Below are 12,535 nucleotides of genomic sequence, written 5' to 3' on the forward strand. Positions count from 1 at the left end.
GCGGCGTTCGTCAGGGTCGACGCCTTCCCCCTCACCCCCAGCGGAAAGCTCGACCGCAAGGCCCTACCCGACCCGGTGGTCACCGGCGGCGGAGGTCGCCCGCCCACTACCGAGCGGCACCGTCGACTATGCGACCTCTTCGGTGATGTGCTCGGTACGTCGGTGGACTCGATCGACGCCGACTTCTTCGAAATGGGCGGACATTCTCTGCTCCTGGTGCGGCTTGCCTCGGCGTTGCGCCGGGAGTTCGCCGGTCCGGCAGAGGACCTGTCGGTCGCCGACCTGATGGTCGCCTCGAGCGTCGCGGCGGTGGATGCCCTGTTGTCGGGGCATTCCGACAGCGCCGGCGCCGGGAGCTTCGCACCGGTCCTGGCGCTGCGCGCAACGGGGACCGCAGCCCCGCTGTTCTGCCTGCCCCCGGCCAGTGGCCTGGGATGGCCCTACGCAGGGCTCAAACATGTTCTCCCGAAGGACATCCCGCTGTACGCCTTGCAGTCACCGCTGTTCTCGGGTGGCGAGTTGCCCGGCGACCTGACCACTCTGGCAGCCAGCTATGCCGACAGCATCGAGGCGATCGCTCCCACCGGGCCCCTCCGTCTACTCGGGTGGTCGTTCGGTGGCGCGGTCGCGCTGATGACCGCGCAGGCGCTCCGTCGGCGTGGTCGGCGCATCGGATTCCTCGGGATGCTGGACTCCTACCCCGAAGTCACCGAGGCGGGCCGCACACTGGATCGGGATGCGGTCCTGACCCGTGTACTCGCCGAGATGGGTTTCCCGGTCCACCCGGAGGACAGGATCACCGTCGAGCAGGCCATCGACCTGATGAAGTCCCAGGGCGACGCGATCACGGTGCTCGACGACCAGCACGTCGCGGCGGCGATAGAGAACTACATTGCCGCAGAACACTTCACGGCAGACGCCGACTACGGCCGCTACGACGGCGACGTGTTCTTCGTCGACGCGGCCGAGGAGGTGGATCAGTGGGGAACGGCATCACCGGCCTGGCGGCCGCACGTCGGCGGCGAACTGACCGCGGTGCCGGTCCCGTTCCGACACTCCGACCTCCTCGACATCGCAGCCCTCGACGAGTACGGCCCGGCGCTGGTCGCGATGCTGACGCGCGAGGACGGGTCCTGACACGACAAACCCCGCCGGCAGTGCGCCGGCGGGGTCTGTCGAGGCTGCGGTCAGGCGTTGGCGAGGTCGGCGACCGGCCGACCCGCAAGAGCATTGGCCAACTGCGGGGTGAGCACGTCGAGGGCGTACATCAGCGCCTGGGGGCCGCTGTAGGTCAGCGCACCGCTGAGGTTCGACTCGAATGTGGTGTACAGCGTCCGTCCGTCACGGACCACACCCAGCCGGGAGAATGCAGGCGAGGACATCATCTGCTCCTGCGTGGCACCGTTGACGAACAACACGTCGCGATCGAGCAGGTCGAGCCGTTCCTCGCTGACATCACCGTGGACATCCTGGGTCTTGAAGCCCAGCGCGGTGAACAGCGAACGGCGAGGGTCGTTTTCGGGCAGCAGATAGTGCCCGCCGTTTTCCGGGCCGAAGTCCACGACGAGCGTCTTCCCCTCGAATTCGGGGTGCGCGGACCGCGCATCGGCGATCTTGCCCTTGACCTCCGCGACGAGCTTCTCCGCCTGGTCCTTCTTTCCGAGCGCCGTTCCGGTGGTGAGCAGCTGGACATCCCACGGCGTCTCCTCGTCGGCGTAGTCGCCGGACTGGATCACGGTCGGCGCGATCGACGACAACCTGTCATAGGTCTGGCGGTCGATCGTCTCGTAGATCGCGAAGATCACGTCCGGCTTCTGCGCGGCGATGGCTTCGAAGTCGATCGTGTCGGCACCCCAGGTGGTGACACCCTTGTCGTCGGTCGCCGCCTTGACCCAGGGGTAGCCGTTGTACTCGGTGAAGAACTCCCGCGTGCTGACGGGAATGACCCCGAAAGGCAGCACGAAGTCCTGGTCGGTCCAGCCGACGGTCACGACCCGCTTCGGGTCGGCAGGAACCTTCGTCTCGCCGAATTTGTGGGCGATCGTCACCGTCTGCGCCTGCGGCGTCTCGGTCGACGACGACCCACAGCCCACCAGCGCGGCGACGAGCAGCAACGCTGCCAGTACGGTCGCGGCGGCACGCCCTCTGCGGCGCCCTCGATGTTGCTGCTCGGTCACGCTGGTGTCCCTTTCGTTCGGTATAGATCGCGCGAGCAGATTAGCTTAGCCTCGCATAACTTACTAGCCGCTGGTTGCGTTGCGTCTGCATGTCCGCGCACCGCTCGACATTCGGCCGCGTTGGCCGCCAACAGTTTTGGCGCCGTGTGACCGGGGACGTAGGTCTTGCAGATCAATAAACATAGGCTAGCCTTATTTTGACAACTGGAGGTGAAATGCTGCGCACAATGCTCGGAGGCAAGATCCACAGGGCGACGGTCACCCAGGCCGACCTGCACTACGTGGGTTCGATCACCATCGACGCGGATCTGATGTCCGCCGCGGGGATCATCGAAGGCGAGCAGGTGCACGTCGTCGACGTCACCTCTGGCGCACGACTGGTCACGTACGCCATCACCGGGGAGCCCGGCTCGGGCATCATCGGAATCAACGGTGCGGCAGCACATCTGATCTCACCGGGCAATCTGGTGATCATCATGTCGTTCGTCGGCGTCGCGCAGTCCGACCTGGAACGTCACCGCAGTGCGGTCGTCCACGTCGACACCGCCAACCGCATCGTCGGCCTGGGAACGGACCCGTCCGAACCCGTCCCCGGCGCGCTCGACCAGATGGCAGGAGCGTGATGACAACGTTCGACCGACCGTCGACCGAGCAGGTGCTCGACCTCGTGGGCGTCGGCTTCGGCCCGTCCAACCTCGCGCTGGCCATCGCGCTACGCGAACACAACGACACCGCCGCCGTACCGCTGACGGCTCAGTTCGTGGAGGCCAAGGCGGAGTTCGGTTGGCACACCGGCATGTTGATTCCGGGCGCGACCATGCAGATCTCGTTCCTCAAAGATCTCGCCACCCAGCGCAACCCCACCAGTGAGTTCACGTTCCTGAACTACCTCACCGACCGGGGCCGCCTGACCGAGTTCATCAACTACAAGACGTTCTTTCCGACACGCGTGGAGTTCCACGACTATCTGCGCTGGGCAGCAGACAAGGTCGCGTCCCCCGTGCATTACGGGTCACGCGTCACCGCGGTCCGCGATGCCGGCGAGTTCTTCGAGATCGAGGTGACGGGCTCCCACGCCGGGACCCTGCGGGCCCGCAACGTGGTGATCGCCGGCGGGCTCCAACCCCAACTGCCGCCCGACGTCACCCCGTCGCCGCGAAAGATCCACAACCACAACTTCCTTCACGACCTCGATCGCCTACCGACCAGACGCCACAACCGGTTCGTCGTCGTCGGTGCCGGGCAGAGCGCAGCCGAGGTCTGTGCGTATCTGCACGACATCGACTCGACCGAGGTGCACGGAGTCTTCGCCAAGTACGGCTACAGTCCCGCTGACGACAGCCCGTTCGCCAACCGCGTGTTCGATCCCGACGCTGTCGACGACTTCTACAGCGCCAGCCCGCCGGTCCGGCGCCAGCTGCTCGACTACCATCGCAGCACCAACTACTCCGCGGTCGACATGCCGCTGATCGAGGATCTGTACGCCCGCGAGTACGCCGAGCGGGTCACCGGACCACGACGGTTGTACCTCCGCGGCGCATCCAGCGTGTGCGGAACAGACGAACGCGACGACGGGATCTCGGTCGACATCCGTCACCATCCGTCCGGCCGGATCGACCGAATCGATTGCGACGCAGTGATCTACGCGACCGGATTCACACCAGCCGCGCTCGGCGCGATCCTCGGGCCCCTTCACGCCGATCTGGTCTATCACGACGGGCGTCCCGCGGTCTCGCGTGACTATCGGCTCGTCACCGAGCCACCCACCGCAGGGGGGCTCTACGTCCAGGGCAACACCGAGCACACCCACGGACTGACCTCATCGCTGCTGTCGAACATCGCGATCCGCAGCGGAGAGATCCTGGCGTCGATCGGCGCCGGCCGGACGGTGTCGGCCCATCAGCGGGAAGTGGAACTGAGCCGCCCCTAGCGGTTGAGCTGCCAGATACGGGTCGACAACGCCGTCGCGAAGGCACACCACAGCGGATAGGGAGCCAGCGCCGCACCCGCGGCAGGCTGTACGGACGCGGCCCGGCGCGCCAGATCGGTGCTGCTGACGGCCAAAGCCGCCGCTGCCACCGCGGCAGCGCCGAGCCGGCGCTGATTGAAGAAGATCCAACTCCATCCGGCGTTCAGCACCAGATTGGCCGTCAACGCTCGGGTGTAGGCGCGTGCCTCGTCATGCCGGCCCTGCTCCTCGAGGGCATCGATCGTCGAGGCCGACACCACCGCGATGTCGGTGTAGAGGATCGGCCACACGATCGGGAACGCCTGCCGCGGAGGCTGGAAGGACGGCTTCTTCAGGCGCGCGTACCAGGGCGACTGAGCGGGCCTGCTGGCCAGCCCGCCGACGACGGCAGTGGCGAGCGCTGCGCCGGAGGTCTTGGCGAGAGTGTTCGAGGGCATCGGTGACCCTTTCCGGCGGCCTTTCCGGCGGCCTTGCTGGCGGCGTTATTCACCGACGCTACCGAAGCGCGGCACCTCGAGCGGTGACGATTCGGTAGCCGCCGTAGAGCACGGCCGCTGCCGCCGCGTTGACGAAATAGGCGATGTCGGCACCGTGCCAGGCTGTCGCGATCGGTCCGTGGATCAGGGTGGTGTTCATGAACGGCACTGCGACCACGTAGGCGAGCACGAACACGATCAGCGCCGCGGCCGCGTCGCGCCTGTTGGTGGACTCCTCGGCAGGATCGACGATGTCGCGCCCCGCCATTCGGCGCCGCCAGTCGATCACCAGCACCACGACGAACGCCGGAATCCAGTAGCTGACGAGCAGCAGGACGTCGGTGAAGCGCTGCGCGGTGTCCGCCGCATGCAGCCACAGGATCAGAGCGAACGCGAGGACGGTGACGATCACCGCAGAGATCGGCCGACGCACCCGGACGCCGACGGTCTGAAGGGCCAGCGACCCGCTGTAGTCGTTCATCACCCCGGACCCGATGGATGCTATCGCGATCACCAGCAGCGCCACGGCCCCCAACGCTCCCCCGCCCATCACCGCGCGCACACCTTCGGCGGTCTGCTCACCCACCAGTTCGGCCGCCGCGATTCCGATGCCCTGCACGAACGCGTAGGCCAGCAGGAGTCCCGCCGTCGTGAACGCGAACACTTTGGCCCGCGAGACATCGGCGGGCAGATAGCGACTGAAATCGGCGGCGTAGGTGGCCCACGACACCGCCAGGCTGAACGCGATCGTCACCTCGAGGACGAACGCGGCGACCAGGTCCGGGCCGGCCGCGGTGGCCGGCGCAACGATGTCATGGCCGCCGATCAACTTGACGGTGAACACGACGAACGTCACGAACAACACCACCGTCAGGACGGCCTGCAACCGGTGGATCAACTCGTAGCCGAAGACGCCGACCACGCCCTGTACCCCGAGCACGATCAGCACCGCTGCCCAGAACGGAATCCCGAGCAACACCGACAACGCCTCGCCACCGAACAGGCCGACCAGCGCATCCCATGCGATGGACGAAATCCATTGCAGCGCAGCGGGGACTACGACCGTCCCGCCAAAAGCCATCCGCGCGTTGGGCATTTGACCGGCGCCGGTGCGCGGCCCCCAGGTCGAGAGGTAACCGACGACCAGAGACCCGAGCAGAGTGCCGATCAGCATCGCGAGCATGCCCAGCCAGAATCCGAGGCCGAGCGCGATCGCCAACGTGCCGGTGAAGACTCCCGTCATGTTCACCTGGGGCGCGAACCACACCGTGAAGAGCCGGCCGGGACCGCCGTAGCGCTGATCGGTCGGAATGGGCGCGATGCCGTGCGTCTCCATCGACAGATCGCCGGCGCCCGACGGCCGATGGCCGGTGAAGACCGGCCCGGTCAGTGCGGCGGATCGGACCTGCGGCGAGCTTCCTTGAGCCATGGCCACATTCGATCACGGACGCCCCACCCGCGGCGTCCCGGGTTGCCGACCTCGCGGGAGAAGAGTCCATAATCGAACACGAATCAAGACGTGCTAACGATCGGAGGGGGCGTGGCCAACAGTGCGCCTCGTCTGCTCGTGGTCGGACTCAGTGTGGTGGTCCTCACCGTGGCGGTGTTGCAGACCGCGGTGGTGCCGGTGCTGGGGGTGATCGCCGACCAGTTGGGCGCATCCACGGTCGCGGTCAGCTGGGTCGTCACCGCCAATCTGCTCGCCGCGGCGGCGGCCACACCGCTGATCGGCCGCCTCGCCGATCTGCATCGCAAGAAGCACGTGCTTCTCACGGTGCTCGCCGTTGTCCTCGCCGGCTCGCTCCTCGCGGCGACGACGACCTCGCTGCCGCTGCTCATCCTGGCGCGCGTCCTACAGGCGGCCTCGTTCGCCCTGTATCCGATCAGCATCGCGATCCTGCGCGAGGAACTCCCCGAGCATCGCATCGGATCGGCGATGGCCGTCCTGTCGGGAACGCTGGGCTTCGGTGGTGGCGCAGGTCTGGTCGTGGTGGGTCTGCTGATGAGCGGCGACGCCGGGTATCACCGCGTGTTCTGGCTGACCACCGGCTTCAGCGTGCTCGTCCTCGCGATCGTGATCGCTGTCGTGCCCAACCGACCGCGTTCCACTGCAGGCACCATCGACTGGGTCGGTGCACTGGGCCTCGCGGTGGGCCTGTCGGCGATGCTGCTGTCCATCACGCAAGGCCATTCATGGGGGTGGGGCTCGACGCGGACAGTGGCCTGCCTGGCGGGGGGCGTGGTCGTGCTCGTGGGTTGGTGGCAGTGGGAGCGACGGGTGAGCCAGCCCCTGGTGTCGACCCGGATGCTGGCCCGGCGCTCGATGCTGCTGACCAATGTGGCCACGGTGTTCGTCGGCATGGGCCTGTACTTCGCGTTCCTCGGCTTGACGCAGTTCGTCCAGATGCCGGGCGGTCCGGACGGCTATGGATTCGACGCTACGGTGCTGCAGGCGAGCGTCGTGTACCTCTTACCCGGAGCTGTCACCGGCTTCGTGGTCGCCTTGGTCAGTGGCCGGTTCATCGATCGGTTCGGCGCGCGCCCCGTGTTGGTCGTCGCCGCGATGGCCGGCATCGTCGGGTTCGTGTTGGCAGCCTTCGTGCACTCCACGCCGTGGCAGGTGATCATCGCCAGCGTGCTGGCCAACGGCTACATCAGTCTCGGCTACGGCGCGCTGCCCGCGCTCGTCGTCGGGGACAGCGACGCCGGAGAGACGGGCGTGGCGACGGGCATGAACGCGATCGCGCGCACCGTCGGCAGCTCCACCGCTGCGGCGGTGGTCGCGGTGCTGCTGGGCCGCACCGATTCGACCGGTGTCCCGCTCGAGAGCAGCTTCGTCGTGATCTTCGCGGCGGGTGCGGTCACCGCGCTCCTCGCGATGGTGTTGATCGCCGCCTCGCGGCCCCGGGCAGCGCCACCCGCGCCGGACGCCCGCTTCCAGACGCGGGCGATGAACCACGAGTGGGGGTGACCCGGCAGCTCCGGTCGGCTCAGCGCAGTTCGGCGAGGTTGCACACCGAACGTTTCACATCGCCCTTGATCACCCGGGCGACGACGTTCCCCACCGGCGTGTTGAGCAGACCGCCGGACAGATTGGCCACCACGCGAAACGACGATCCCCGCGTTCCAGCGGCGTCGTGGGGGTCGACGGTCAGACTCAGCGAGATGCTCACGCCCCCGCGTCCGTTCCCCATCAGCTCGATTGCTTTGGGCTCGTCGTAGCGCGTCACGCGCCAATGGATGGTGTTGCGGAAACCTTTGACCTTGATCAGTGAGGAGACCTGGGTGTCGACCTCGATCTCGTCGGGCACCGGACTCTTCCAGCCTCCGAAGATCGTCAGCCACTCGTCAAAGCGCTTGAGGTCAGACGCCAGGGTCCATGCCCGTTCGGGGCTCAGATCCGAGCTCACGGATACATCGACTGCGGCCATGGCCCTTCACTACCCCGCGGGCTACGGGCGGTAAACGGCGACAAAGGCCGCAGCCGAGCGGCAGACTCATACAGATAACGAAGTTCGCCGGCCGCAGCGCCCCCGGTCCTGCGTGAGTGGCCCGCGTCTCTAAATCCTGAATCGCGCCGGTTCTCGCAACTGATTGCGGTTTGGGCGAAGGATTCCATTGTAAGAATGTAAATTCGTTGCGGAAACGGTTGCGAAGGGCGGCGCGATCCGCGAAGGTTTACTACGGCCACGACGGCCGACGTTCGAGGAGGATCCGCCCTGACCGGCACACACACCACCGCAGCAGACCAGACGTCAGGGTCTGCGGGACGCGACGCGACCCGCGCCAAGAGCGGCCCCGTGATCGAGATCGACCACGTGACGAAACGCTTCGGCGACTACGTCGCCGTCTCGGAGGCCGACTTCACCATCGCCCAGGGCGAGTTCTTCTCGATGCTGGGCCCCTCCGGCTGCGGCAAGACGACCACGCTGAGGATGATCGCGGGATTCGAGACGCCGACCGAGGGCGCCATCCGGCTCGAAGGTCGCGACGTGTCGAAGACGCCACCGAACAAGCGCAACGTCAACACCGTCTTCCAGCATTACGCGCTGTTCCCGCACATGACGGTGTGGGACAACGTGGCCTACGGACCGCGCAGCACGAAGAAGGACAAGCAGGAAGTTCGTAAGCGCGTCGACGAGCTCCTCGAGATCGTCCGGCTGACCGACTTCGCCGAACGCAAGCCCTCCCAGTTGTCAGGCGGACAGCAGCAGCGCGTCGCGCTCGCGCGGGCGCTGGTGAACTACCCCAGCGCGCTCTTGCTCGACGAACCACTGGGCGCCCTGGACCTCAAGCTGCGCCACGCCATGCAGTTCGAGCTGAAACGCATTCAGCGCGAAGTCGGCATCACGTTCATCTACGTCACCCACGACCAGGAAGAGGCGCTGACGATGAGTGACCGCATCGCGGTCATGAACGCCGGCAACGTCGACCAGATCGGTTCTCCGACCGAGATCTACGACCGGCCCTCGACGGTCTTCGTGGCGAGCTTCATCGGCCAGGCCAACCTCTGGGCCGGGCGGCAGACGGGCCGCGTCAATCGCGACTTCGTCGAGATCGATGTGCTCGGTTCGACGCTCAAAGCACGCCCCGGTGACACCACGATCGAACCCGGCGGCCACGCCACGCTGATGGTGCGACCCGAACGCGTTCGCGTGTCGATGGACGCCCCGACCGGCGACGTCGCCTCGGTGCGCGCCACGGTCACAGACCTGACCTTCCAGGGACCGGTGGTGCGCCTGTCGCTGGCCGCGCCCGACGAGTCCACGGTGATCGCCCATGTGGGGCCCGAGCAGGATCTGCCGATGCTGCGCCCCGGTGACGAGGTCCATGTGGGGTGGGCACCCGAGGCGTCGCTGGTGTTGCCCGGTGCCGACATCCCCACCACCGAGGACCTCGAGGAGATGCTCGACGACTCCTGATCGTCCCGCGGGCCGACCCACCCGTTTCGACCCCACCCCTTCTCTGGACCCGACGAAAGGTACGCCTCGCCATGTCCCCCGAGTTCGACCCCCGCCTGCTCGCCCGCCTCACCGCGAACCGCACGTCGCGCCGCCGATTCCTCGGCGGCAGCGCGGCTGCTGCCGCGGCTCTGGGCCTCGGCTCGACCGTGTTGGCCGCCTGCGGCGGATCCGACAGCAACACCGCCAGTTCGAGCAGCCAGGACAGCGGCCCGGCCAGTGGCACACTGCGCATTTCGAACTGGCCGCTCTACATGGCCGACGGCTTCGTCGCAGCGTTCCAGACGGCCTCGGGCATCACGGTGGATTACAAGGAAGACTTCAACGACAACGAGCAGTGGTTCGCCAAGGTCAAGGAACCGCTGTCGCGCAAGCAGGACATCGGCTGCGATCTGGCGGTGCCGACGTCGTTCATGGCGACCCGGCTGCATCAACTCGGCTGGCTCAACGACATCAGCGACGAGGGCGTGCCGAACAAGAAGAACATCCGCCCCGATCTGCTGGAAGCTAGTGTCGATCCGGGCCGTAAGTTCACCGCGCCCTACATGTCGGGACTCGTCGGGCTGGCCTACAACCGTGCGGCCACGGGCCGGGACATCACGTCCATCAACGACCTGTGGGATCCGGCGTTCAAGGGCCGGGTCAGTCTGTTCTCCGATTCGCAGGATGCACTGGGCATGATCATGCTCTCGCAGGGCAACTCGCCGGAGAACCCCACCTCCGAGAGCGTGACGAAGGCGATCGACCTGGTACGCGAGCAGAACGACAAGGGCCAGATCCGCCGCTTCACCGGCAACGACTACGCCGACGACCTCGCCGCCGGCAACATCGCTGTCGCACAAGCATATTCGGGCGATGTGGTGCAGCTGCAGGCCGACAACCCCGATCTGCAGTTCGTGGTCCCGGAGTCCGGCGCCACCACGTTCGTCGACACGATGGTGATCCCCTACACCACCCAGAACCAGAAGGCCGCCGAGGCGTGGATCAACTACGTCTACGACCGGGCGAACTACGCCAAGTTGGTCGCCTTCGTGCAGTACGTGCCGGTGCTGTCGGACATGACCGAAGAGTTGGAGAAGGTCGATCCGGCCGCCGCCAAGAACCCGCTGATCAACCCGTCGAAGGAGACGCTGGACAAGTCGAAGGGTTGGGCTCCGCTCACCGACGAGCAGACGCAGGAGTACAACACCGCCTACGCCGCCGTCACCGGCGGCTGAGCCGATGGCCGGTGTAGCCAGCAGCAGCAGGCAGCGGAGCAAGATCGCTCCCTACCTCATGGTCTTGCCCGCGCTCGTGTATCTCGCGGTGTTCTTCGTCGTGCCGTTCTTCTCCCTGGCCCGCACCTCGCTGTCCACGACCGGCGGCTCGGTGTTCATGCCGACGCTCCAATTCGGCTGGAACTTCGGTAACTTCACCGACGCGTTCGTGCTCTACAAGGACCAGATTTTCCGGTCGTTCGGCTACGCGTTCGCCGCCACGATCCTGTGTCTGCTGCTGGCGTTTCCGCTGGCGTACGTCATCGCGTTCAAGGCAGGCCGCTACAAGAACCTGCTGCTGGGTTTGGTGATCCTGCCGTTCTTCGTGACGTTCCTGATCCGCACGATCGCATGGAAGACGATCCTGGCCGACGAGGGTTGGGTGGTCAGCGCGCTGGGTGCGGTGGGTCTGCTGCCAGAGGAGGGGCGGCTGCTTTCGACCAGTTGGGCTGTGATCGGCGGCCTCACCTACAACTGGATCATCTTCATGATCCTGCCGCTCTACGTCAGCCTGGAGAAGATCGACCCGCGGCTGCTCGAGGCGTCCAAGGACCTGTACTCCTCGGCCGGGCGAAGTTTCGGCAAGGTGATTCTGCCGCTGTCGATGCCGGGCGTGCTGGCTGGCAGCATGCTCGTGTTCATTCCCGCGGTCGGCGACTTCATCAATGCCGACTACCTGGGTAGCACGCAGACCACGATGATCGGCAACGTCATCCAGAAGCAGTTCCTGGTGGTCAAGGACTATCCCGCGGCGGCCGCGCTGAGCCTTGGCCTGATGCTGCTGATCCTGGTCGGCGTGCTGCTCTACACGCGTGCGCTGGGGACGGAGGACCTGGTATGACGACCCAGGCCGGCGCAGCGGTCGCCACCGCGGCACAGCGGACGCCCACCGCGAAAAAGGTCAGGGCGCGGCGCAATTGGGGTGACCTGCTCCTGCGGATCTCGGCGGGGCTGGTGCTGCTCTACCTCTTCCTGCCGATCTTCGTGATCATCCTGTTCTCCTTCAACAAGCCGGCCGGAAAGTTCAACTACAGCTGGCAGGGCTTCACGCTGAACAACTGGGCGCACCCGTTCAAATATCCACCCCTGACCGAAGCGCTCAAGCTCAGCCTCAACGTCGCCGCGGTGTCGACGGCCGTCGCGCTGGTGCTGGGCACGCTGGTCGCGATCGCGCTGGTGCGCCAGCGCTGGCGTGGCCAAGGTGCGGTCGACACCTTCCTGGTGCTTCCGCTGACCGCGCCCGAGGTCGTGATGGGTGCGGCGCTGCTGACGCTGTTCCTCGATCTGGGCTGGGCTGCCGGGTACACCACGATCCTGCTGTCGCACATCGCTTTCGAGGTCAGCTTCATCGCGATGACTGTGCGGGCACGCGTGCGAGGCTTCGACTGGACCCTCGAAGACGCATCGCTGGATCTGGGCGCGAGCCCCGCCCGCACGTTCTTCAAGGTGACTCTGCCGCTGATCGTGCCCGGCATCGTCGCCGCGGCGATGCTGTCGTTCGCCCTGTCACTCGACGACTTCATCATCACCTACTTCGTCAGCGGCTCGACGGTGACCTATCCGCTCTACGTGAACGCCGCGGTCAAGGCCGCCGTGCCGCCGCAGATCAACGTGCTGGCCACCGCGATCCTGGTGATCAGCCTGGTTCTGCTGGCGATCGGAACTCTATACCGCCGCAAGCGTTTCGAGGCCTGAG

General features: G+C 66.4%; 12 protein-coding genes. 8 read left to right on the top strand and 4 right to left on the bottom strand.

Annotation, left to right across the window (positions count from 1 at the left end):
* Positions 1-1,137: thioesterase domain-containing protein (locus tag ACZYYX_RS27805; protein WP_463818063.1), on the top strand; the 1,137-nt coding region annotated here is incomplete at its 5' end.
* Positions 1,138-1,187: 50 nt separating this feature from the next.
* On the opposite strand, the gene ACZYYX_RS27810 is transcribed toward ACZYYX_RS27805, so the two are convergent.
* A complete protein-coding gene (locus tag ACZYYX_RS27810; RefSeq protein ID WP_463818064.1) occupies positions 1,188-2,177 on the bottom strand; it encodes an iron-siderophore ABC transporter substrate-binding protein in 990 nt (329 codons plus the stop codon).
* 215 nt (positions 2,178-2,392) lie between these two features.
* On the opposite strand from ACZYYX_RS27810, the gene panD reads away from it, so the two are divergent.
* Together panD and ACZYYX_RS27820 are read left to right on the top strand one after the other, a co-directional pair.
* The gene (gene panD / locus ACZYYX_RS27815) at positions 2,393-2,800 is read left to right on the top strand and encodes an aspartate 1-decarboxylase (RefSeq protein ID WP_463818065.1); all 408 of its coding nucleotides are present in this window, start codon (positions 2,393-2,395) and stop codon (positions 2,798-2,800) included.
* Positions 2,800-4,107, top strand: coding sequence for a lysine N(6)-hydroxylase/L-ornithine N(5)-oxygenase family protein (locus ACZYYX_RS27820; protein ID WP_463818066.1), 1,308 nt, complete (start codon positions 2,800-2,802; stop codon positions 4,105-4,107). The genes panD and ACZYYX_RS27820 overlap by 1 nt, the downstream gene beginning before the upstream one ends.
* Here ACZYYX_RS27820 and ACZYYX_RS27825 read toward each other — a convergent pair.
* Positions 4,104-4,583 (bottom strand): TspO/MBR family protein, encoded by a 480-nt coding sequence (locus tag ACZYYX_RS27825; protein WP_463818067.1) that lies wholly within the window; start codon positions 4,581-4,583, stop codon positions 4,104-4,106. The genes ACZYYX_RS27820 and ACZYYX_RS27825 overlap by 4 nt on opposite strands.
* A 58-nt stretch (positions 4,584-4,641) precedes the next feature.
* A complete protein-coding gene (locus ACZYYX_RS27830; protein WP_463818068.1) occupies positions 4,642-6,051 on the bottom strand; it encodes a purine-cytosine permease family protein in 1,410 nt (469 codons plus the stop codon).
* A 111-nt stretch (positions 6,052-6,162) separates the two neighbouring features.
* On the opposite strand from ACZYYX_RS27830, the gene ACZYYX_RS27835 reads away from it, so the two are divergent.
* A complete protein-coding gene (locus ACZYYX_RS27835; RefSeq protein WP_463818069.1) occupies positions 6,163-7,593 on the top strand; it encodes an MFS transporter in 1,431 nt (476 codons plus the stop codon).
* A 19-nt stretch (positions 7,594-7,612) separates the two neighbouring features.
* Here ACZYYX_RS27835 and ACZYYX_RS27840 read toward each other — a convergent pair whose 3' ends face one another.
* Positions 7,613-8,053, bottom strand: coding sequence for a type II toxin-antitoxin system Rv0910 family toxin (locus tag ACZYYX_RS27840; protein ID WP_463818070.1), 441 nt, complete (start codon positions 8,051-8,053; stop codon positions 7,613-7,615).
* Positions 8,054-8,422: 369 nt separating this feature from the next.
* Between ACZYYX_RS27840 and ACZYYX_RS27845 the strand changes: the two genes are divergently transcribed.
* From ACZYYX_RS27845 to ACZYYX_RS27860, 4 genes are all read left to right on the top strand, one after another.
* Positions 8,423-9,544: an ABC transporter ATP-binding protein gene (locus ACZYYX_RS27845; RefSeq protein WP_463818071.1), complete on the top strand. Its 1,122-nt coding sequence runs from the start codon at positions 8,423-8,425 to the stop codon at positions 9,542-9,544.
* 71 nt (positions 9,545-9,615) lie between these two features.
* Complete coding sequence (locus ACZYYX_RS27850) at positions 9,616-10,800, top strand: polyamine ABC transporter substrate-binding protein (RefSeq protein WP_463818072.1); 1,185 nt, start codon at positions 9,616-9,618, stop codon at positions 10,798-10,800.
* A 4-nt stretch (positions 10,801-10,804) separates the two neighbouring features.
* On the top strand, positions 10,805-11,680 hold the full coding sequence (locus tag ACZYYX_RS27855) for an ABC transporter permease (protein ID WP_463818073.1): 876 nt from the start codon (positions 10,805-10,807) through the stop codon (positions 11,678-11,680).
* Positions 11,677-12,534, top strand: coding sequence for an ABC transporter permease (locus ACZYYX_RS27860; RefSeq protein ID WP_463818074.1), 858 nt, complete (start codon positions 11,677-11,679; stop codon positions 12,532-12,534). The genes ACZYYX_RS27855 and ACZYYX_RS27860 overlap by 4 nt, the downstream gene beginning before the upstream one ends.
* Position 12,535: the final 1 nt, after the last annotated feature.

Source organism: Mycobacterium sp. IDUB_1, from assembly GCF_055419625.1.

Coding starts and splice junctions, on each gene's coding strand:
- panD (WP_463818065.1), top strand. CDS start 2,393: ATGCTGCGCACAATGCTCGGAGGCAAGATCCACAGGGCGACGGTCACC.
- ACZYYX_RS27820 (WP_463818066.1), top strand. CDS start 2,800: ATGACAACGTTCGACCGACCGTCGACCGAGCAGGTGCTCGACCTCGTG.
- ACZYYX_RS27825 (WP_463818067.1), bottom strand. CDS start 4,583: ATGCCCTCGAACACTCTCGCCAAGACCTCCGGCGCAGCGCTCGCCACT.
- ACZYYX_RS27830 (WP_463818068.1), bottom strand. CDS start 6,051: ATGGCTCAAGGAAGCTCGCCGCAGGTCCGATCCGCCGCACTGACCGGG.
- ACZYYX_RS27840 (WP_463818070.1), bottom strand. CDS start 8,053: ATGGCCGCAGTCGATGTATCCGTGAGCTCGGATCTGAGCCCCGAACGG.
- ACZYYX_RS27850 (WP_463818072.1), top strand. CDS start 9,616: ATGTCCCCCGAGTTCGACCCCCGCCTGCTCGCCCGCCTCACCGCGAAC.
- ACZYYX_RS27855 (WP_463818073.1), top strand. CDS start 10,805: ATGGCCGGTGTAGCCAGCAGCAGCAGGCAGCGGAGCAAGATCGCTCCC.
- ACZYYX_RS27860 (WP_463818074.1), top strand. CDS start 11,677: ATGACGACCCAGGCCGGCGCAGCGGTCGCCACCGCGGCACAGCGGACG.